18 protein-coding genes are annotated in these 19,412 nt (G+C 73.1%); 12 read left to right on the top strand and 6 right to left on the bottom strand.

The annotated features are described in order from the left end of the window. The first annotated feature begins 50 nt into the window (after nt 1–50). Genes ACWIYF_RS08240 through ACWIYF_RS08250 form a run of 3 tightly spaced genes read left to right on the top strand, consistent with a single transcriptional unit; the run spans nt 51 to nt 4,319 of the window. A complete protein-coding gene (locus ACWIYF_RS08240; RefSeq protein WP_448627634.1) occupies nt 51–2,057 on the top strand; it encodes a primary-amine oxidase in 2,007 nt (668 codons plus the stop codon). Then, nucleotides 2,054–3,529: an APC family permease gene (locus ACWIYF_RS08245; protein WP_448627635.1), complete on the top strand. Its 1,476-nt coding sequence runs from the start codon at nt 2,054–2,056 to the stop codon at nt 3,527–3,529. The genes ACWIYF_RS08240 and ACWIYF_RS08245 overlap by 4 nt, the downstream gene beginning before the upstream one ends. A 37-nt stretch (nt 3,530–3,566) precedes the next feature. Then, on the top strand, nt 3,567–4,319 hold the full coding sequence (locus ACWIYF_RS08250; protein WP_448627636.1) for a DinB family protein: 753 nt from the start codon (nt 3,567–3,569) through the stop codon (nt 4,317–4,319). Between the two features lie 91 nt (nt 4,320–4,410). Here ACWIYF_RS08250 and ACWIYF_RS08255 read toward each other — a convergent pair whose 3' ends face one another. From ACWIYF_RS08255 to ACWIYF_RS08265, 3 genes are read right to left on the bottom strand one after another with little or no spacing between them, the layout of a single operon-like run. Next, nucleotides 4,411–4,779: a hypothetical protein gene (locus ACWIYF_RS08255; RefSeq protein WP_448627637.1), complete on the bottom strand. Its 369-nt coding sequence runs from the start codon at nt 4,777–4,779 to the stop codon at nt 4,411–4,413. Further along, nucleotides 4,776–6,689, bottom strand: coding sequence for a primary-amine oxidase (locus ACWIYF_RS08260; RefSeq protein WP_448627638.1), 1,914 nt, complete (start codon nt 6,687–6,689; stop codon nt 4,776–4,778). Before ACWIYF_RS08260 ends, ACWIYF_RS08255 begins: the two co-directional genes overlap by 4 nt. A 13-nt stretch (nt 6,690–6,702) precedes the next feature. Next, nucleotides 6,703–8,163, bottom strand: a complete 1,461-nt coding sequence (locus tag ACWIYF_RS08265; RefSeq protein WP_448627639.1) for an APC family permease — start codon at nt 8,161–8,163, stop codon at nt 6,703–6,705. 220 nt (nt 8,164–8,383) lie between these two features. On the opposite strand from ACWIYF_RS08265, the gene ACWIYF_RS08270 reads away from it, so the two are divergent. Next, nucleotides 8,384–9,850, top strand: coding sequence for an APC family permease (locus ACWIYF_RS08270; protein WP_448627640.1), 1,467 nt, complete (start codon nt 8,384–8,386; stop codon nt 9,848–9,850). After that, on the top strand, nt 9,847–10,602 hold the full coding sequence (locus tag ACWIYF_RS08275) for an IclR family transcriptional regulator (protein WP_448627641.1): 756 nt from the start codon (nt 9,847–9,849) through the stop codon (nt 10,600–10,602). Before ACWIYF_RS08270 ends, ACWIYF_RS08275 begins: the two co-directional genes overlap by 4 nt. Here ACWIYF_RS08275 and ACWIYF_RS08280 read toward each other — a convergent pair whose 3' ends face one another. The 3 genes from ACWIYF_RS08280 to ACWIYF_RS08290 all read right to left on the bottom strand — a co-directional run bounded on the left by ACWIYF_RS08280 (nt 10,603) and on the right by ACWIYF_RS08290 (nt 12,128). Continuing rightward, nucleotides 10,603–10,881 carry a hypothetical protein gene (locus ACWIYF_RS08280; RefSeq protein WP_448627642.1) on the bottom strand — a complete coding sequence of 93 codons (279 nt, stop codon included), beginning with the start codon at nt 10,879–10,881 and terminating at the stop codon, nt 10,603–10,605. Beyond that, nucleotides 10,878–11,630: a hypothetical protein gene (locus ACWIYF_RS08285; RefSeq protein ID WP_448627643.1), complete on the bottom strand. Its 753-nt coding sequence runs from the start codon at nt 11,628–11,630 to the stop codon at nt 10,878–10,880. The genes ACWIYF_RS08280 and ACWIYF_RS08285 overlap by 4 nt, the downstream gene beginning before the upstream one ends. A gap of 99 nt (nt 11,631–11,729) precedes the next feature. Next, nucleotides 11,730–12,128, bottom strand: coding sequence for a hypothetical protein (locus tag ACWIYF_RS08290; RefSeq protein ID WP_448627644.1), 399 nt, complete (start codon nt 12,126–12,128; stop codon nt 11,730–11,732). 141 nt (nt 12,129–12,269) lie between these two features. On the opposite strand from ACWIYF_RS08290, the gene ACWIYF_RS08295 reads away from it, so the two are divergent. The 7 genes from ACWIYF_RS08295 to ACWIYF_RS08325 all read left to right on the top strand — a co-directional run bounded on the left by ACWIYF_RS08295 (nt 12,270) and on the right by ACWIYF_RS08325 (nt 19,383). Next, nucleotides 12,270–12,857 carry a TIGR03086 family metal-binding protein gene (locus ACWIYF_RS08295; RefSeq protein WP_448627645.1) on the top strand — a complete coding sequence of 196 codons (588 nt, stop codon included), beginning with the start codon at nt 12,270–12,272 and terminating at the stop codon, nt 12,855–12,857. Between the two features lie 167 nt (nt 12,858–13,024). Continuing rightward, a complete protein-coding gene (locus tag ACWIYF_RS08300) occupies nt 13,025–14,221 on the top strand; it encodes a diguanylate cyclase domain-containing protein (RefSeq protein WP_448627646.1) in 1,197 nt (398 codons plus the stop codon). Between the two features lie 44 nt (nt 14,222–14,265). Next, nucleotides 14,266–15,774: a class I adenylate-forming enzyme family protein gene (locus tag ACWIYF_RS08305; RefSeq protein ID WP_448627647.1), complete on the top strand. Its 1,509-nt coding sequence runs from the start codon at nt 14,266–14,268 to the stop codon at nt 15,772–15,774. A gap of 36 nt (nt 15,775–15,810) precedes the next feature. Beyond that, complete coding sequence (locus ACWIYF_RS08310) at nt 15,811–16,209, top strand: acyl-CoA thioesterase (RefSeq protein ID WP_448627648.1); 399 nt, start codon at nt 15,811–15,813, stop codon at nt 16,207–16,209. Beyond that, entirely contained in the window at nt 16,206–17,342 is a 1,137-nt protein-coding gene (gene solA / locus ACWIYF_RS08315) for an N-methyl-L-tryptophan oxidase (RefSeq protein WP_448627649.1), read from the top strand. Before ACWIYF_RS08310 ends, solA begins: the two co-directional genes overlap by 4 nt. 284 nt (nt 17,343–17,626) lie before the next feature. Beyond that, the gene (locus ACWIYF_RS08320; protein ID WP_448627650.1) at nt 17,627–18,523 is read left to right on the top strand and encodes an ABC transporter ATP-binding protein; all 897 of its coding nucleotides are present in this window, start codon (nt 17,627–17,629) and stop codon (nt 18,521–18,523) included. A gap of 5 nt (nt 18,524–18,528) precedes the next feature. Then, nucleotides 18,529–19,383 (top strand): ABC transporter permease, encoded by an 855-nt coding sequence (locus tag ACWIYF_RS08325; protein WP_448627651.1) that lies wholly within the window; start codon nt 18,529–18,531, stop codon nt 19,381–19,383. Nucleotides 19,384–19,412: the final 29 nt, after the last annotated feature.

Raw genomic sequence — 19,412 nt, forward strand, 5'->3', positions numbered from 1 at the left:
TCGACCGGGCCGCGAGCCGTCGGTCCCGGGCGCCTTGATGGAGGCTCCTCATGGCAGTGCTGCCGGACGTCCGCACGACCACGAACAATCCGCTCGAGCCGCTCGGTGCCGACGAGATCCGCCGCGTCGCGGACATCGTCCGCGAGGAACGCCGGATCGGACCCAGGGTCCGGTTCGTGACCGTCGCGCTGCACGAGCCGGCCAAGGCCGACGTGCTCGAGCACGACCGCAACGGTGGCCCGATGCCCGACCGGGCCGGGTTCGCCGTCCTCTACGACCGCGAGGCGCAGCAGACGATCGAGGCGATCGTCTCGCTCTCGAGCGGCACGGTCACCTCGTGGCGGGTGCTCGAGGACGTGCAGCCCAGCGTGATGCTGGAGGAGTTCTTCCAGACCGAGGAGATCACCCGCGCCGACCCGCGCTGGCAGGAGGCGATGCGCAAGCGCGGGGTCACCGACTTCTCGCTGGCGATGATCGACCCGTGGGCCGCCGGCTACGACATCGAGGACCCGAAGGGACGCCGGCTGATCCGGCCGCTGACCTTCGTGCGCTCCCGTGAGGACGACAACGGCTACGCCCGCCCGGTCGAGGGGCTGATCGTCCTGGTCGACCTGGACCTCATGGAGGTCATCGACGTCCGCGACCACGGCGTCGTCCCGCTGCCCCCGAAGGCCGGCAACTACATGCCGGAGCTGATGTTCGACGACGACAACCGTCCCGCCCACACCCGCCTGCGCGACGACGTCCGGCCGATCGAGATCACCCAGCCCGAGGGGCCCAGCTTCACCGTCGACGGGCACGCCGTCAGCTGGCAGAAGTGGCGGCTGCGGGTCGGCTACAGCCCGCGCGAGGGTCTGGTGCTGCACCAGATCGGTTACGAGGACCGCGGCCGGCTGCGTCCGGTGATCTACCGGGCCTCGCTGTCGGAGATGTACATCCCCTACGGCGACCCGGCGCCGACGCACCGGATCAAGAACGTCTTCGACGAGGGCGAGTACGGGGTCGGGCTGCTGCTCAACCCGCTGGAGCTCGGCTGCGACTGCCTCGGCGAGATCCACTACTTCGACGCGGTCGCCAACGACCAGGAGGGCCAGCCGGTCACCATCCCCAACGCGATCTGCATGCACGAGGAGGACTACGGGGTCGGCTGGAAGCACACCGACTTCCGCACCGAGAAGATGGAGGTCCGCCGCGCCCGGCGGCTGGTGATCTCCTGCTTCGCCACCGTCGGCAACTACGAGTACGGCTTCTTCTGGTACCTCTACACCGACGGCAGCATCCAGTACGAGGTCAAGCTGACCGGCGTCATCTCGACCGGTGCCGTGGCCGACGGCCAGCAGCCACGGCACGGCGTCGTCGTCGCCCCCGGCCTGTACGGGCCGCACCACCAGCACTTCTTCAACGTCCGGCTGGACATGCAGGTCGACGGGGAACGCAACTCCGTCTACGAGGTGGACGCCGCAGCGCTGCCCCCCGGCCCGGACAACCCGTACGGCAACGCGTGGGAGGCGAAGAAGACCCTGCTCGCCCGGGAGACCGAGGCCCGCCGGCTGATCGACCCGCTGGTCGCCCGGGTCTGGTACATCGTCAACCCGAACGAGACCAACGAGCTCGGCCAGCCCACCGGCTACAAGCTCATGCCCGGCGACAACGTGCTGCCCCTGCAGCAGGAGGGCTCGCAGGCCTTCGCCCGCGCCCAGTTCGCCTACAAGCACCTGTGGGTCACGCAGTTCGACCCGCAGCAGCGGTACGCCGCCGGCGACTACCCGAACCAGCACGGCTCGCCGGGTGGGCTGCTGGAGTACCAGCAGGCGGACCGCCCGCTGGAGAACGAGGACCTCGTCGTCTGGTACTCCTTCGGGGCCCACCACGTGGTCCGGCCGGAGGACTGGCCGGTCATGCCGGTGAGCTACATCGGCTTCATGCTCAAGCCGGTCGGCTTCTTCGACGGCAACCCCGCGCTGGACCTGCCGCGCTCGACCCCGGCCTGCCACACCGGCAACGGCCACGGCGACGGGCACCACGCCGCCGGGGCCACTGGACAGGCCGCCCGGTGAGCGCGGACCAGGCGGCGCCGCACGCCGTCCACTCCGACGCCGGGCTCGCGCACGGCTCCATGAGCCAGATCGACGTGCTGGCGCAGTCGGTGGCCGGCATGGCGCCCAGCGCTGCGATGGCCACCACGCCCGCGCTGATCGCGCTGTACGCCGGGCACGGGGCGTGGCTGTCCTACGTGGCCGCGACCGTGGTCGTCATCCTGGTCGGGCTGGTCGCCACCCAGTTCGGCCGCCGGTTCGCCTCCTCGGGCTCGCTGTACAGCTACGTGGCCCGCGGGCTCGGTCCGGCCGGCGCGTTCGCCGCCGGGTGGGGGCTGGTCATCGGCTACGCGTGCATCGCGATGCTCGGCGTTCTGGGCACCGGCATCTACTTCGGCAGCTTCCTCGGCCAGCTGGGGCTGCCGACGTCCAGCACGCTCGCCGTCTGCATCATCCTGGCGATCGCCGCGATCGGTGCGGCCGCGTTCGCGATCATCGGGATCAAGATCTCCACGCGCGTGGGGCTCGTGCTGGAGATCATCTCGGTGGCCGCGGTGCTCCTCGTGCTGATCGGCGTGCTGGTCGGGGACCCGGCCGGCGGCGCGACCTCGCAGCTGACCCTCGACGGCCTGTCGTTCGACGGCGTGACCTTCGGCATCGTGCTGGGGGTGCTCGGCTTCGTCGGCTTCGAGAGCGCGGCCAGCCTGGGCGCGGAGGCCCGCAACCCGCACCGGGCGATCCCCCGTGCCGTGCTGGGCAGCGCGGTGCTGGTCGGCGTGCTGTACGTCTTCGCCGCCTACACGATGGTGCTCGGCTTCGGCCAGCCGGAGGCGCTCAGCGCGAGCACGGCGCCGATCAGCGACCTGGCCGACCAGTACGGGCTGGGCAGCGTCTCGTGGCTCGTCGACCTGGGCGTCACCGCCTCCTTCTTCGCGGTCACGATCGCCTGCATCAACGCCGCGTCGCGCATCCTCTACACGATGGGCGAGGAGGACGTCCTGCCGCGGGCGCTGGGCCGCGCGCACCCGACGCACAAGACCCCGCACGTGGCCATCGGCGTCATCGCCCCCGTCGTGATCGTGGTGCCGACGGTCTGGGTCGCCACGGGCGTGAGCTCGCTGGAGGTGTTCACCTACATCGGCACCATCGGCACGTTCGGCTACATGCTCGGCTACCTGCTGATGGGCGTCGCGCTGCCGTTCTTCCTGCGCAAGCGCGACGAGTTCAACCCGCTCTCCGCGGTGCTGTCGGTCGTCGTCGTCGCGGCTCTGCTGTACGTGTTCTACAAGAACGTGATCCCGATCCCGCCCTACCCGCTGAACCTGATGCCGTGGATCTTCGTGGGGCTCGTCGTCCTCGGCCTGGCCTGGTTCGCGGTCGAGCGCGCCCGCAAGCCCGAGCTGGTCGAGGAGGTCGGCAGCTTCGAGGAGGAACCGATCGCGCCCGGCACGGTGCACGAGGGCCGTCCGGTCGCGGACGGCGAGCAGGCGTGAGGGCAACCCGCTGACCGTCGGGACGACGTCGCCGCAGGTGCACGCGAACACCCGCGCGTTCCGCGGCGCCTCCTTCCACTACGCCGACCTCTGCGGCGCGACCTTCCGCGACTGCGACATGCGGGAGGTGCGGATCGTCAGCTCGATGGTGGACGGCCTGGTGGTCTCCGGGTTCGACGGGCGGGCCGGCCGCGTCGTCGTGGACGACGTCGACGTCAGCGGCTACGTCGCCGCCGAGCTCGACCGGCGCCACCCGGAGCGCGTGCGCCTGCGCGCGGCCCGGACCGCCGACGACCTGCGCGCCGTCTGGCGGGAGCTCGAGGGCCTGTGGGACGACACGCTCACCCGTGCCGGGCGGCAGCCCGAGGCGGCGCTGCACGAGCGGGTCGGCGGCGAGTGGTCGTTCGTCGAGACGCGGCGCCACCTCGTCTTCGCCGTCGACACGTGGGTGAACGGGTGGCTGCACGGCGAGCCGGCCCCGTTCTCCCCGCTGGGCGTGCCGCCCACCGACCTCGCCCCGGAGGAGTGGCCGTCGATCGGCCTCGACCCCGCGGCCCGCCCCTCGTCCGCCGAGGCGGCGGCGCTCTTCGCCGACCGGCGGGCGCGGGTGCGCCGGGCCCTCGCCGAGGTGACCGACGCGCAGCTCGACGAGCCGCGCACCGCCACGCCCGTGCCGGCCTGGGGCGAGGAGACGCACACGGTCGGGGAGTGCTTCCGCGTGGTGCTCGAGGAGCACTGCGAGCACCGCCGCTTCGCCGAGCGCGACCTCGCCGCACTCACCGCCTCCTGAACCGGCCCCCCGCCCGTGCTCTTGCGGTGTTCCGCACGCTTCGGCGGCGATGCACGACCGCACGAGGATGCGGAAGACCGCAGAACTCGCTCTACGCGCGCCGACGCCGGACGAGGGCGGCGCCGGCCAGCACCAGCTGACTGGCGACGAGCGCGGTGCCGGCCCACATCGGCCCACCGGCGCCGTGGTGCCCCGGGTGCTGCGCCATCAGGGTGGCGTGCAGCAGCAGCATCCCGGCGTCGACCGCGGCGGTCAGCCCCCACACCGCCGCCGTCGGGGCGCGCCACAGGTGCCAGGCGCAGGGCAGGCAGGCCAGCGCCATCACCGCCATGAGCAGCGCACCCAGCGATCCGGCACTCATCTGCAGCAGGTGAACCGCGGCGGAGGCCAGGGCGAGCAGGGCGGCCGCCCGGCCGAGGGGGAGGACCCCCGGCCGGGCGGCCGCGACCGCGCTCGTCATCCCTCGTGCGCGCAGTGGGACGACGTCGACCGCGGCACGCCGAGGGCCGGGTTGCGGTCGAAGAAGCCGACCGGCTTGAGGGTGAACCCGGTGTAGTCGGTCGGCATGACCGGCCAGTCCTCGGGCCGCGGGAAGTGGGTCAGCCCGAAGGTGTGCCACAGGACGACGTCGGCGTCCTCCAGAGAGGCGTCGTCCGACACGAACGACGGCAGGCCGCCGGCGCCGGGGTGCTGGTTGACGAAGTCACCCGCCGGATACCGCTCGGCCGGGTCGTACTCGGTCACCCAGAGGCTCTTGGTCGAGAACGTCGCCCGCTGGTGGATCGAGGACTGCTCGTCGGCCAGCAGCACCGGCGAGTTCTGCGGGTGCAGCGCGTACCCGACGGGCTGGCCGAGCCGGTTGGTCTTCGACGTGTTGAGCACGTGCCAGGTGCGGCCGACCGTCGCGTCGGTGACCCGCTGCGCCTCCGACTCGCGGGTCAGCGGGGTGAGCCGGCGCCGGAAGGCGTTGCCGTACGGGTTGTCGTCGCCCATCGGCATCCGGACGGCGTCCACCTCGTGCACCGTGTTGCGCTGCCCGTCCACCGCCATGTCCAGCCGCGCGGAGAACAGGTGCTGGTGGAACGGCGCACCCAGACCGGGCGCGATCTCCGTGGCGTAGGGGTGCTCGTCGCCGCGGTAGGAGGAGGTGAACACGATCCCGGTGGCCTTGCTCTCCAGCTGGATCGTGCCGTCGGTGTAGAGGTACCAGTAGAAGCCGTAGTCATAGTTGCCGATCGTGGTGAAGAAGCTGATCACCAGCCGGCGGGAGCGGCGCGTCTCGACCATGCCGTTGAACAGGTCGGTGTGCTTCCAGCCGACGCCGTAGTCCTCCTCGTGCAGGCAGATGGCGTTGGTGATGGTGCGCGGGTTGCCCTCCTCGTCGGCGAGCAGCGCGTCGAAGTAGTGGATCTCGCCGAGGCAGTCGCAGCCGAGCTCGAGCGAGTTGGTGTACCGGGCGAAGAGGTACTCGCCGGTGTCGAAGTAGTTCTGCCAGAACCGGACCGGCGAGGGGTCGGCGTAGGGCACGACCATCTCCGCGATGGAGGCGCGGTAGACCACCGAGCGCCCGTCGATGGAGAGCTGGTTGAGGATGAGGCCCTCACGGGGGTCGAAGCCGACCCGGAACTCCCAGCCGGCCCAGCGGACGACGTCGTCCTCCACCGTGAAGCTCGGCCCCTCGGGCTGCGTGATCTCGAGCGGCTTGAGGTCGCGGACCGCGTGGGGATGCGTGGCCTGGTCGAGGTCGCCGCGCTCGGCCGGCACCGGCAGGTCGAAGTGGTCGTGCACCGCCGTCGCGACCCCGCGGGTGATGTCGACGTAGGCGACGACGCCGTCCACCGGGTGCGCCCACGGCAGGTCGGCCTCGTCGGCCTGGTGGAAGCCGAGCACCCGGACGGTGCGGTGGCCGTACTCCTCGGGGAAGTACGACCCGGCCGACAGCGGGACGGCGCGCACCTTGGCGACGTCGAGGCCGCGCTTGGCCATCGCGGCGATCCAGCGCTCGTCCTGGGCGAGGATCGGCTCGATCGCCTCGAACTCGGCGTCGAGGATCGGCACCTGGCCGTCGGCGACGGCGTCGATCTCGATGTTCCGGACGACGGTGCCCTGCGTGACCGAGACCGACAGGTCGCGGCCGCCGCCGGTGGCGCGGTCGAGCAGCAGCACGCGCAGCCGCCGCTCGATCGGGTCGCCGGGGGACCAGTCGAGGACGTCGCGCTTGTGCGGCTCGTCGAGGCCGACGTAGACGAACTTGGTGCTCTCGTTGAGCAACCCGGCGGATTCGACTATCCCGCGCGCGGCGGTGATCTCCTCGGGCGTCATCCGCGACAACGGGTGGGTGGCGGTGGACCGCGGAGCGGTGATGGTCATGGGGTTCTCTCCTCTAGATCTGCGGTGCGTTGTCGACGAGGGACGCCGTGGTGAGGTTGCGGGCGGCGTTCGGACGGGCCTTGGCGAGCGCCCAGCCGGCGGCCAGGGCGACGGCGAGCAGCACGCCGGCGCCGACCCCGAGGGCGGTGTTGCCGCCCATGAGCAGCGGCAGGTTCTTGACCAGCAGCACGAGGATCAGGCCCAGGCCGACCAGGCCGAGGGTGGGCGAGATCAGCGAGTGCCACGGCCGGCGGTCCAGACCGGTGCGCCGGAAGAAGACGAGCACGGCCAGGCAGGCCAGCAGCATCAGGAGGACGATGCCGACGCTGGCGATCCCGGCCAGCCAGGTGAAGATCTCCAGCACCGGGTCCAGACCGGCGATCGCGCAGACCGCCATGAGCAGCGCGCCGACCGCGGTCGTGATCACCGAGGCGACGTGCGGCGAGGCGTGCCGGTCGTGGCTGCGGCCGCAGATCACGGGCAGCACGCCGGTGTTGCCCAGCGAGAAGATGTAGCGGGACAGCACGTTGTGGAACGACAGGATCGCCGCGAACAAGCTGGTGACGAAGAGCACCTGCATGATCTCGGCGGCCGCCGTGCCGACGAACTGCGCGGCCGTGTTCACCACGATGCCGCCCGGGTCGGCCGCGGACTGCCCGACGATCGAGCTGTCGCCCCACGCAGTCACGATGGCCCACGACGAGACGGTGTAGAAGACCCCGATGAGAGCCAGGGCGAGATAGGTGGCGCGCGGGATGGTGCGGTTCGGGTCGCGGGCCTCGTCGCGGAAGATCGCCGTCGCCTCGAAACCGATGAACCCGGCGATGGCGAACATCAGCCCGATGCCCGGCGAGCCGGAGAGGATCTGCGAGGGCTGGAACATCGCCGTCGAGAAGCCCTCGGGACCGCCGCCGTGGCCGATGATCCCGGCGTTCATGACCAGCACGATCGCGATCTCGGCGACCAGCAGGACGCCGAGCACCTTGCTCGACAGCTCGATGTGCCGGTAGCCGAGCAGCCCGGTGATCGCCAGGACGACGAACGTCCAGACCCACCAGGGCAGCGACGGCCCGCCGTACCCGCTGATCAGGTCGCCGAGCAGGAAGCCGATGTACCCGTAGACGGCGCCCTGCACGGTGATGTAGCTGATCAGCGCGACCAGCGCGCTGCCGAGCCCGGCGCCGCGGCCGAGGCCGGTGCCGATGTAGGAGTAGAACGCCCCGGCGTTCGGCACGTGCCGGGTCATCGCGGTGAAGCCGACGGCGAAGAAGAACAGCACGATCGCGGCGACGACGTACATCGCCGGGTAGCCGGCGCCGTTGCCGACCGCGATGCCGATCGGCACCGAGCCGGCGATGACGGTCAGCGGCGCGGCGGCGGCGACCACCATGAACACGATGGCGCCCGGGCCGAGCCGGCCGGTGAGGCGATGGTGCTCGGCCGAGTCGGCGGACGAGGTGGAGAGGGTGGCCATGGGCGACCTCCGGGGCGGCGGCAGCGGAACTGCCGGGCGGACGGCGATGGCACGACAGCCTGGTCCTCCGGAGGGCCGCGTCGGTTACACAACCGTCATAAACCGGAAACATCGGCGTGACATCGAACGGGAGACCGCGGTCACACTTTTCTCATTCGAGACCTCCGCTGGTGACACGCGCGGTGGCTACGCTCGCCCACCACCACCCGAGGGGAGCGGCATGGCGCAGCGCAGCCCGGACGTCCAGCTGCCGGCCCGGTCGCCGGTCGCGGGACTGCGGCGCCGGCGGCTGAGCTTCGCCGAGGTCCTCGCGCAGTCGGTGTCGGCGCTCGCGCCGTCGGCGGCCATGGTCGTCGTCCCCTCGATCGTGCTCGTGGAGTCCGGGGCTGCCACGCTGCCGGCGTTCGTCGCGGCCACCGCGCTGGTGCTGCTGGTCGGCTGGTGCCTGACCCAGTTCGGCCGGCGGATGGCGGCGGTCGGCGGCACCTACAGCTACACCGCCAAGGGGCTGGGCCCGGTCGGGGCCCTCGTCGGCGGGTGGGCGCTGCTCATCGGCTACGCCGCGGTGGCCATGTCGGCGCTGGTGGGGTCGGCGGTGTACCTCGCCGGGCTGCTGGGCCTGGACCCGTCGCCGCCGGTGGTCGCCGGACTGGGCGCGGGGCTCGGCGTGCTCGCCACGCTGTTCCCGGTCCGCGGCATCCAGCTCTCCGCCCGCGTCGCCCTCGTGCTCGAGGTGCTCTCGATCGCGCTGGTGCTGCTCGTGCTCGGGGTGCTGCTGCTGGCCCCGCGGGGCGCCCCGGGCAGCGCGGCGCCGGTGGTCGACGGCGCGGTGCACTGGGGATCGGTCGCGGTCGGCGTTGTCCTCGGCGTGACCGCGTTCATGGGGTTCGAGAGCGCGGCCGTGCTCGGCGTCGAGGCCCGCCGTCCGCTGGTCGCCGTCCCGCGGGCGGTGCTGTGGACCCCGGCCGTGGCGGGCGTGCTGTTCGTCGCCGCGGCGGTCGCCCAGGTGGTGCTGCTGCGCGCGGCGCCGCTGGACGTGCTCACCAGCCCGGTACCGGTGGCCGAGCTGGCCGACCGCGACGGGCTGGGCGTCCTGCGCCGGCTGCTCGACCTCGGCATCGCCGCGTCGTTCTTCGCCTGCATCACCGGCTCGACGAACGCGCTGGGCCGGGTGCTGTTCTCCATGGCCCGCGAGGGCGTGCTCCCGGCGGCGCTGGGCCGCACGCACCCGCGGTTCGAGACGCCGCACCGCGCGCTGGCGCTCGTGCTGCCGGCGGTGGTCGGCGTCCCGGTGGTCGCGCTCGCCGCGGGCGCCAGTCCGCGCGCGGTGCTGACCGGCTCGCTCACCGTCTCCGCCTTCGGCTACGTGCTCGCCTACGTGCTGGCCTGTCTGGCGATGCCGCTGTTCCTGCGCCGGATCGGCGAGCTGACGCCTGTGGCGGCCGTCGCCGGGCTGCTCGCCGGCGGGGCGGGGGTGCTCGGACTCGGGGCGGCGATGGCGGGCGCGTCCCTGTGGGGCGGGCAGGCGATGACCGTCGTCTTCCTGGCCGCGCTGCTGCCGGGGGTGCTCTGGGCGCTGTGGCTGCGGTGGCGGGCGCCGGGCCGGCTGCGGGCGGTCGGCGTCTACGACCAGGCGACGGCGAGCAGCGTGCTCCCCGGCACCGTGCCGGCCGAGCCGGTGCGATGACGCCGGCCGTCGACCGGGGGCTCACCGGCCGCCAGCCGAAGGCGGTGCAGAGCGCGCTGTCCATCCTCGAGACCGTCGCCCGCACCGGCGCCGGCGTCACCGCCAAGGAGGTGGCCGAGGAGCTGGGGCTGCCGCCCGCGACCACCTACCGGCTGCTCAACCTGCTGGTCGGCGAGGAGTACCTGGTGCGGCTGCCCGATCTGCACGGCTTCGCGCTGGGCCGCAAGGTCGCCGGGCTGACCGGCGGCAACGGCCCGGTGCCGCTGTCGACGGCGGCCCGCGACGTCGTCGCCGAGCTGCGCGGCCGGGTGCGCGCGGGGGTCCACCTCGTGCTCTACACGCCGACCGCGCTGCGCTGCGCCGACATCGACCCCGACCACCCGCTGCAGGCACCCGAGCTCGTCGAGCGGTACCTGCACGCCTCGGCGGCCGGCAAGCTGCTGCTGGCCGAGCAGCCGGACTGGCAGGAGGTCCTGCACCCGTCCCGGCTGCACCGGGTGACCGCGCAGACCGTCGTCCGTGCCTCGGACCTCGATGCCGAGCTGCGCGAGATCCACCGGCGGGGCTGCGCGGTGCAGGCCGGCCAGCTGCACGACGACGTGGCATGCGCCGCCGTCCCGGTGCGCTCGCCGGCCGGGGTCCTGGTGGCCGCCGTCCTGATCACCGTGCGCGGCGCGGACCCCGCCGCGCCCGCCGCGTACGTCGAGGTGGTGGGGGAGTTCGCCCGCCGGCTGGGCCCGCTGCTGGGGTGACTACGTGCCGGCCAGCGCCCGGTCGACCGCGGGCGACCGGCGGATCGTCACCGGGCGGCCGGCCCGCTCGGCGGCCTCGAGGTGCTCACGGAGCAGCTCCCGCGCCGGCGGCGACAGCGAGATGACGGAGCCGGCGTCGATGCAGTCGATCCGCGCCGGCTCGCGGCCGTAGCGGCGCACGAAGGCGTCCACGGCCGCGGCGTCGACCACGCCGGCCAGGCACAGCGCCCGACCGCCCGAGGTGTTGAGCAGGCGGACGACGCCCCGGCTGGTGCTCATACCCGGACGGGACGGCGTGCCCATTCCACGGTGTCCTTCCCCAGCGCCACGGCGTGGGTGAGCCGCAGGCCGCCGGACAGCCACAGCAGGATGTCGTGCAGCCGCAGCCGGGTCAGCCAGGTGCCCAGGAGGTCGGCGACGGTCTCCTCGAGCAGGGCGAACGCCCGCGCGCCGGCCCGCAGCTCGCGGTGCACCACCGCCTCGACGCCGCTGTCGCCCTCCTGCACGTGCGGCCACAGCTGCCGCCGGGTGGTCGGGCTCAGGTGCGGCACGAGCGCGGGGGAGCGGTGGTGCAGCGCCGCCGAGACGACGTGCGCCAGCTGGCGGGCGGCGAGCTCGCGCAGCAGCGCCCCGGCCGTGCCGGGCTCCTCGAGCACGTCGAACTCGGCGGGCGGCAGCTCCCAGAACGCCCGCCCGGCGGCGCGCTCGTGCAGCGCGGCGACCAGCGGGCCGACGTCGTCCAGCGCCGTGCGCACCGTCGTCCAGGAGGCCGGGTCCAGCCGGCCGTGCAGCCCCTCGGCCACGAGGACGTCGTCGTCGCCGGGCGGGCCCTCGACCCGGGGACGGCGGTCGAAGCGCTCGTAGCCGAAGGCGAGCACCTGCACCCAGCGGCCCTCGGGGTGCGACGGGGACCGGAACCGCAGCGGCCGCCGTCCGCGGGCGTAGCCGAGGACCGCCGCCAGCGCCGTGTCCAGGGGGATCGGGTCGGGTCCGGCGCTCGGCAGGTCGAGTGCGTCGTCCACTCCCATCACCCCCCGACGCGACCCGTGGGGAAGGCGGGCCGTGACCGGAGGGTAGTCGTGCCCAAGCCGGCCCCGAGCGGCGGACCGCACCCTCCCGCCTGGTGCTCAGCGACGTAGGGCGGCGGCCCCGGCGAGCGCGAGTTGGCCGGACACGAGCGCGAGGCCGGTCCACATGAGGGCGGGCGCGTGCATCGCGGCGGAGTGCGTGCCGGCCGCCAGGGTCTGCGCGTGCAGCAGGAGCATCGCGCCGTCGACCGCGGCGGTCGCGCCCCAGACCGCGGCGGACGGATGCCGCCACAGGTGCCACGCGCAGGGCAGGCAGGCCAGCGCCATGGCGACCATGACGAGGCTGCCGAGGGAGGCGGCGTCGAGCAGGGCGACGTGGACGGCAGCACTGGCGAGGGCAAGACCGGCGGCGAACCTGCCGAGGAGTGCGGCCCGGACCGGCGCGACGAGCCCGGGCAGCGCGTCGGCGTCCCCGGGTGGATCGTCCAGTGCGGTCATGAGGCCCGACCTTCGTGGCGCGGCGTGCCCCCGCGTCTCGGCCGGGGGGACGCCCATGCTGCCGGTCCTCCGGCGGCCGGGCCAGGGCTCGTCGAACCGGCGCGGCGATGAGTTCCGGCGGTTGCGCCGGTCGGAACCGGCATGCAGACGACGACGCTGGACCTCGGCCCGCAGACCGCCGAGGTCGCCCGGATCGTGGCGGGTGTGCGCGACGAGCAGCTGTCCAGGCCGACGCCGAACGAGGGGACCCCGGTCGCCGGGCTGCTCGACCACCTGGTCGGGCTGACGCTGGCCTTCCGGATGGGTGCCGAGAAGAAGCCGCTGTCCGGGGGCCCGCAGGCGTCCGCGGACCACCTGGTGCCCGACTGGCGCACCGTGCTGCCGGCGCAGCTCGAGGCGCTGGCCGCGGCGTGGCGGGATCCCGCGGCGTGGGAGGGCTTCACGGAGGTCGGCGGTGCCCGGATGCCGGCGCAGGCCATGGGCGGCGTGGCGCTCAACGAGGTGCTGGTGCACGGCTGGGACCTCGCCGTCGCGACCGGCCAGGAGTACCGCGTCGACCCGGCGTCCGCCCAGGCGTGCCTGGAGCTGGTCACCGTGTGGAACCAGCCGGGCAACGAGGAGATCCGCAACGGGCAGTTCGGACCCGTGGTGCCGGTCCCCGACGACGCCCCGGTGCTCGACCGCCTGCTCGGCCTCACCGGCCGCGACCCGCACTGGTCCGCGCCCTGAGCCGTGCCCGCCGAGCCACCCTTGCGGTGTTCCTGCCGGTTTCGCGGTGCTGCATCACCGCAGGAGCGGGTGCAACACCGCAAGAACGGCCGCTAGCGGGCCAGGAACCCGGACAACGACACCGACGAGTGTTCAAATAGTCACCGTCAGCGGCTACGGTGCCCGCCGTGCTGAGCCCCCGAGCCGCCGTCGCCGATCCCGCCCGCCTCGCCGCCATCGACAGCTACCGGCTCACCGGCCACGCCGGGGACTCCGATCTCGACGCCGTCGTCTCCTACATGGCCCGCGCCCTCGACGCGCCGATCGCGATCATCAACTTGGTCGGCCCGGACCTGCAGTGCTTCCCCGCCGAGATCGGCGTCGGTGTCGCGTACTCGCACGTTCCCGACGAGCTCTCGTTCTGCGCCTACGTCGTCGCCACGGGGGCGCCGCTGGAGGTGCCCGACGCCCAGGAGCACCCGGTCTTCGCCGAGAACCCGGCGGTGGCGGCCGGTGCGATCCGCGCCTACCTCGGCGTGCCGCTCATCGACGAGGACGGCTTCGTCCTCGGCTCCCTCGGCGTGTTCGACGACGAGCCGCGCAGCTTCTCCGGCGCCGAGCTCGACGTCCTGCAGATCCAGGTCCGCCTGGTGCGGACCGTGCTCTCGCTGCGCCGCCAGGTCGCCGCCCACCAGTGGGACGCCGGCCTCCTCTCCCTGCAGGGCCGCGCGCTGGAGGCGGTGGCCACGGGCAGCCCGCTCGACGACGTCCTCGACCTGCTGGCCGCGGCGGTCCGCGAGCTCTCCCCGGACGCCGACGCGCAGCAGCGGCTCGGCCTGCACGAGACCGTCGAGCGGCTGACCACCGTGGCCACCGAGGCCGACGCCTGGCGCAAGGCCATGACCCGCATCGCCCGCCAGGACCCGCTCACCGGCCTGGCCAACCGCGGCCACCTGCTCGACGCCGGGCGGGAGGCGCTCACCGGCGGCGGCGCCGTCCTCTTCATCGACGTCGACCGGTTCAAGGAGGTCAACGACCGCGCCGGCCACGCCGTCGGCGACGCGCTCCTTGTGCGGCTGGCCGACCGGCTGCGCGAGCACCTCGAGGACGTCCCGGACGCCGTCGTCGGACGGCTCGGCGGCGACGAGTTCGCCGCCGTCCTGCCCGGCCTGGACCGGGCGACGGCGGCGACGGTCGGGCAACGGCTCGTCGCCGCCCTGGTCGACGAGATCGAGGTCGGACGGCGCAGCGTGCACGTCTCGGCCAGCATCGGGCTGGCCATGGCCGAGCCGGGGACGACGTTCGAGCAGGTCCTCCAGGAGGCCGACCTGGCCATGTACGGCGCCAAGGAGCGCGGCCGCGGGGTGCTGCACGCCCCGGCCTGAGCCCCGCCGGGGTGGCGCCGGGCCCCGGCGCAGAATGGCCAGACGTGCACCAGGACACCCCCTTCGACACCAGCGGGACCGAGGTCGGGAGCGACGGGATCCGCCGCTACACCGGACTGCACCGCAACCTCGTCGCGATGCTGCGGGACACCGTGCAGCGCCATCCCGACCGCACCGCCGTCGTCGAGCCGGGCGGCCCGTCGGCGACCTACGCCGAGCTGTGGGACCGCGCGCGCCGGGTGGCCGGCGGCCTGCGGGACCTCGGGGTGGCGCCCGGCGACCGCGTCGCCGTCCGGCTGGGCAACGGCCTCGACTGGGTGCTCGCCTTCTGGGGCACCCACCTGGCCGGCGGCGTCGTCGTCCCGCTGAACACCCGGCTGGCCGAGGCGGAGGCGCGGTTCGTCCTCGACGACTGCGGCGCGGCCGCCGTGATCGCGGGGGAGCTGCCCGACGGCGAACCCCGGGAGCTGCCCGACCCGGCACACGGCGACCTGGCCGCGCTGTTCTACACGAGCGGCACCACCGGGCGGCCCAAGGGCGCCATGACCACCCACGAGAACTTCCTGACGACGGCGGAGAGCGTGATCCGCTGCCGGGAGCTGCCGCGCGAGAGCGAGGAACCGCTCAGCTCGCTGATCAGCGTGCCGCTGTTCCACGTCACCGGCTGCAACTCGCAGATGGTGACCCAGGTCCGCGTCGGCGGGACGTCGGTGATCCTGCCGCGGTTCGAGGCGGGCGCCTTCCTGCGCGCCATCGAGAGGTACCGGATCTCCCTGGTCACGAGCGTGCCGACCATCTACGAGCTGGTCCTGCGGCACCCGGACTTCGCGGCGACCGACGTGTCGAGCATTCGCACGCTCAGCTACGGCGGCGCGCCCATGGCGCCGGAGCTGGTGCACCGGCTGCTCGCCGCGTTCCCGAACGCACGGCTCGGCAACGGCTTCGGGCTGTCGGAGACCTCGGCGCTGGCCACCTTCCTGCCGCACGAGTACGCCGAGACGCACGCCGACGCGGTCGGCTTCCCGACGCCCGTGAACGACGTGCGCCTCGACCGGCCCTCGGCCGAGGGCGTGGGAGAGCTGCTGATCCGCGGGCCGAACGTGGTCGCCGGCTACTGGGGCGACCCGGTGCGGACGGCGGAGACCTTCGTCGACGGCTGGCTGCACACCGGCGACATGGCCACCCTCACCGACGGCATCGTGCGGATCGTCGACCGCGCCAAGGACATGATCAACCGCGGCGGCGAGAACGTGTACAGCGTCGAGGTGGAGAACGTGCTCTGCGCGCACCCCGACGTGGTCGAGGTCGCGGTGGTCGGCGTGCCGGACCCGGTGATGGGGGAGAAGGTGGGCGCCGTCGTCCTGCCCCGGCCGGGGGTGCCGGCCGCCGAGCTGATCCCCTCGCTGGCCGCGTTCGCCCGGGAGCAGCTGGCCGACTTCAAGGTGCCGCAGTTCGTCCGGGTGCTCGAGGGGCCGCTGCCGCGCAACGCCGGCGGCAAGGTGCTCAAGGCGCCGCTGCGGCAGAGCGAGGAGTGGACGCCGGTCCCGCGCTAATCTCCGATGTGACGCCCACGTCAACCAGGAGGACCCGTGCCGCGCTTCGTCGTCCCGATGCACCACCGGCCGGGCCGGGACGGGACGACGTCGGCCTCCCGGCACGTGCCGTTCTACCTGGCCATGGAGACGGCCTCGGACGCCTGGCAGCTGGCCCTGCAGCAGTACTGCGCGCCCGCGATCGCGCCGATGGACCTCGCGATGAGGCACACCGCCTGCGACTTCCGGCGGGAGCTGTTCACCGGCGAGCTCACCGTCGACGTGACCGTCCGGCGCATCGGGACGACGTCGTTCGTCGTCGGCCTGGCGCTCGAGCAGGACGGCGCCGACGCCGGGGACGTCGAGTTCACCTTCGTGCTGGTCGACGGCACGCGGACCGCCGCTGTCCCGATCAGCGGCGAGCAGCGGGCCGTGCTGGAGAAGATGTCGTCGTGACCTCCGACGTGATCGTCCTCGGCCTCGGCGGCATGGGCAGCGCGGCCGCCGCGCACCTGGCTGCCCGCGGACAGCGGGTGCTCGGCCTCGAGCGGTTCCGCCCGGCGCACGCGCTCGGCTCGAGCCACGGCGGGTCGCGGATCATCCGGCAGTCCTACTTCGAGGACCCGGCGTACGTGCCGCTGGTCCTGCGCGCCTACGAGCTGTGGGAGCGGGTGGAGCGGGACTCCGGCGCGGACCTGCTCACGATCACCGGCGGGCTCTACGTCGGCCGCCCGGAGGTGCCCACCGTGGCCGGGGCGCTGGCCTCGGCGCGGGAGCACGGCCTGCCGCACGAGGTGCTCGACGCCGCTGAGATCCGGCGCCGGTTCCCGACGATGACCCCGGCCGACGACGAGGTGGCCCTCTACGAGGACGTCGCCGGGTTCGTCCGGCCCGAGGCGGCCGTGCACGCCCACCTGGAGCTGGCCGCGCGTGCCGGCGCCGAGCTGCGGTTCGAGGAGCCCGCCCTCGGGTGGACCGCGACGCCCGGCGGCGGCGTGCGGGTGACCACGGCCGCCGGGAGCTACGAGGCGGCAAAGCTGGTCGTCTGCCCGGGCGCCTGGGCGCCGCGGCTGCTCGCCGACCTCGGCGTCCCGTTCACCGTCGAGCGGCAGGTCATGTACTGGTTCGAGCCGGACGGCGGCATCGGGCCGTTCGAGCGGCACCCGATCTGGATCCACGGCGCCGCCGACGACCTGCAGCTCTACGGTTTCCCCGCGATCGACGGCCCCGACGGCGGCGTGAAGACGGCGATCTTCCGCCGTGGGACGCCGTGCACACCGGAGAGCATCGACCGCGTCGTCCACCCCGAGGAGGTGGCGTTCATCGCCGGCCGGCTGCGCGCGGTGATCCCAACCCTGCCCGGCCGGTTCCTCACCGGGGTGGCGTGCATGTACACGAACACGCCCGACGAGCACTTCGTCGTCGCCCGCCACCCGGAGCACGAGCAGGTGACGGTGGCCTGCGGGTTCTCCGGCCACGGCTTCAAGTTCGTGCCGGTGGTCGGGGAGGTGCTCGCGGACCTCGTCACCGAGGGGACGACGCGCCATCCGATCGGCCTGTTCGACCCGCGGCGGCCGGCGCTGCGCTGAGCCGCCCACGATCAGGTGACCTGATCCGAGGGGCTCCTCCCTCACGTCCCACCGTGAGCCAGGACGCGCTGCGGTGAGCTCAGCTGATCGGGGCCAGGGGCGCCGTCGCAATCGATTGTGCCCAACCGACCGAGCCTGCCCGGACGCTGCTCTCCGGATCAGGCGAGCGCACTCAGGTCACAGCCGCACACCGGCGCCGCTCAGGTGATTGACCTCACAGGCGATTCCGACCTAGCATCCCGGCAATCGTTTGCAGTGGCGCATCGAGGCAGGAGCGAAAACGCATGGTGCAGACCGCGGCCGGGGACCGGCTCGGCGCCGCCCCCTCCTCCGGCATCCAGGGCGGGGCAGGAGGGCCAGCGCGGACCGTCCCGCAGTCCGGGTCGGACACCGTCATCGTCGCCCGTGACGTGACCGCGGGCTACGAGAACCGCCGCAAGAAGACGCGGCTCATCGCGCTGCGCGACGTCTCCCTCGAGATCCGGCGGGGTGAGTTCCTCGCGATCGTCGGTCCGTCGGGGTGTGGCAAGAGCACGTTCATCAACATGATCGCCGGCTTCCTGAAGCCGCTCGAGGGCACGATCGAGGTCAACGGGCAGCCGGTCCGCGGCACGGGCGCCGACCGCGCGATGGTGTTCCAGGACTACGCCCTGCTGCCGTGGCGCACGGTCGAGCGCAACGTGTACTTCGCGATGGAGAACCGCCGCGACAAGCCGGCGAAGAGCGAGCAGGCGGCGCGGGTCGCCGAGGCGCTGGCGCTGGTCGGGCTCACCGGCTTCGAGAAGTCTTACCCGCACGAGCTCTCCGGTGGCATGCGCCAGCGCGTGGGCATCGCCCGGGCGCTGGTGACCAAGCCGGACATCCTGCTCATGGACGAGCCGTTCGGCGCGGTCGACGCGATGACCCGGGAGGCCATGCAGGCCGAGTTCGAGAAGATCATCGCGCAGACCCGGCAGACGGTCGTCTTCATCACGCACTCGATCGACGAGGCCGTCATGCTCGGCGATCGCGTCGCCGTGATCTCGAACCGGCCCGGCCGGATCAAGGAGATCGTCGACGTCGACCTCCCGCGGCCCCGGCTCACCGGCGACGCGAAGAGCGACCCGCGCTTCGCCGAGCTGCGCGAGCACATCTGGTCCCTGCTGCAGGACGAGGCGCTGGGCGCCAAGGAGGCGAAGTAGTCCCGATGGCCACGACCCACACCGCCGCCACCGCCCCGGCGGCCACCGGCGGGCAGCCCGGCAGCGCGATCGTCGAGGAGCTGAAGGTCTCCCGCTTCGCGCCGTTCCGTACCGCCGCGATCACGGTGCTCAACCTCGGCATCTTCTTCACGCTCTGGGAGATCCTTGCCCGGACCGAGGTGATCAACCCGCTGTTCTTCCCGAAGATCAGCGACACCTTCTCCGCCATGTTCGAGGGCTTCGCCGACGGAACGATCCCCCCGGAGCTGTGGCACAGCATCTCGAACCTGCTGATCGGCCTGGCCATCTCGGCGGCCATCGGCATCCCGGTGGGCCTGTTCATGGGGGCCAGCCGGACGGCGGACCTGATCCTGTCCCCCTACGTCTGGGCGATGACGTCGCTGCCGCGCGTGGCGCTGATCCCGCTGCTGATCCTCATCCTCGGCTTCGGCAACGAGATGCAGCTGACGATCATCGTTCTGTCGGCGGTGTTCCCGATCATGGTCAACTGCATGGCCGGCGTGAAGACCGTCGACCCGTCGCTGGTGCGCGCCGGCCGGGTGTTCGGCACCAGCCGCGCGCAGATGTACTCCAAGATCATCCTGCCGTTCACGCTGCCGTTCGTGGTCTCCGGGATCAACCAGGGCATCGCCCGCGGCCTGGTCGGCATGCTGATCGGTGAGCTGCTCGGCGGCGGCGGCAACGGCCTGGGCTTCCTGCTCGACCGGGCCGGCGACCAGTTCGACGCCCCGATGCTCTACGCCACGCTGATCATCCTCGCGGTGATGTCGGTGTCGCTGGTCCAGCTCATGAACTGGCTGGAGCGGCGCGTCGCGCCCTGGCGGGACCGCTCCGCCTGACCCCCCTCCCACTCTCCCGAAGCCGGTCC

It is taken from the genome of Geodermatophilus sp. URMC 64, from assembly GCF_053502555.1.

Excerpts from the sequence above, each read along its gene's own strand:
- ACWIYF_RS08240 (WP_448627634.1), top strand. The coding sequence starts at position 51 with ATGGCAGTGCTGCCGGACGTCCGCACGACCACGAACAATCCGCTCGAG.
- ACWIYF_RS08280 (WP_448627642.1), bottom strand. The coding sequence starts at position 10,881 with ATGAGCACCAGCCGGGGCGTCGTCCGCCTGCTCAACACCTCGGGCGGT.
- ACWIYF_RS08320 (WP_448627650.1), top strand. The coding sequence starts at position 17,627 with ATGGTGCAGACCGCGGCCGGGGACCGGCTCGGCGCCGCCCCCTCCTCC.
- ACWIYF_RS08255 (WP_448627637.1), bottom strand. The coding sequence starts at position 4,779 with ATGACGAGCGCGGTCGCGGCCGCCCGGCCGGGGGTCCTCCCCCTCGGC.
- ACWIYF_RS08295 (WP_448627645.1), top strand. The coding sequence starts at position 12,270 with ATGCAGACGACGACGCTGGACCTCGGCCCGCAGACCGCCGAGGTCGCC.
- ACWIYF_RS08325 (WP_448627651.1), top strand. The coding sequence starts at position 18,529 with ATGGCCACGACCCACACCGCCGCCACCGCCCCGGCGGCCACCGGCGGG.
- ACWIYF_RS08275 (WP_448627641.1), top strand. The coding sequence starts at position 9,847 with ATGACGCCGGCCGTCGACCGGGGGCTCACCGGCCGCCAGCCGAAGGCG.
- ACWIYF_RS08285 (WP_448627643.1), bottom strand. The coding sequence starts at position 11,630 with ATGGGAGTGGACGACGCACTCGACCTGCCGAGCGCCGGACCCGACCCG.
- ACWIYF_RS08265 (WP_448627639.1), bottom strand. The coding sequence starts at position 8,163 with ATGGCCACCCTCTCCACCTCGTCCGCCGACTCGGCCGAGCACCATCGC.
- ACWIYF_RS08270 (WP_448627640.1), top strand. The coding sequence starts at position 8,384 with ATGGCGCAGCGCAGCCCGGACGTCCAGCTGCCGGCCCGGTCGCCGGTC.
- ACWIYF_RS08290 (WP_448627644.1), bottom strand. The coding sequence starts at position 12,128 with ATGACCGCACTGGACGATCCACCCGGGGACGCCGACGCGCTGCCCGGG.
- ACWIYF_RS08260 (WP_448627638.1), bottom strand. The coding sequence starts at position 6,689 with ATGACCATCACCGCTCCGCGGTCCACCGCCACCCACCCGTTGTCGCGG.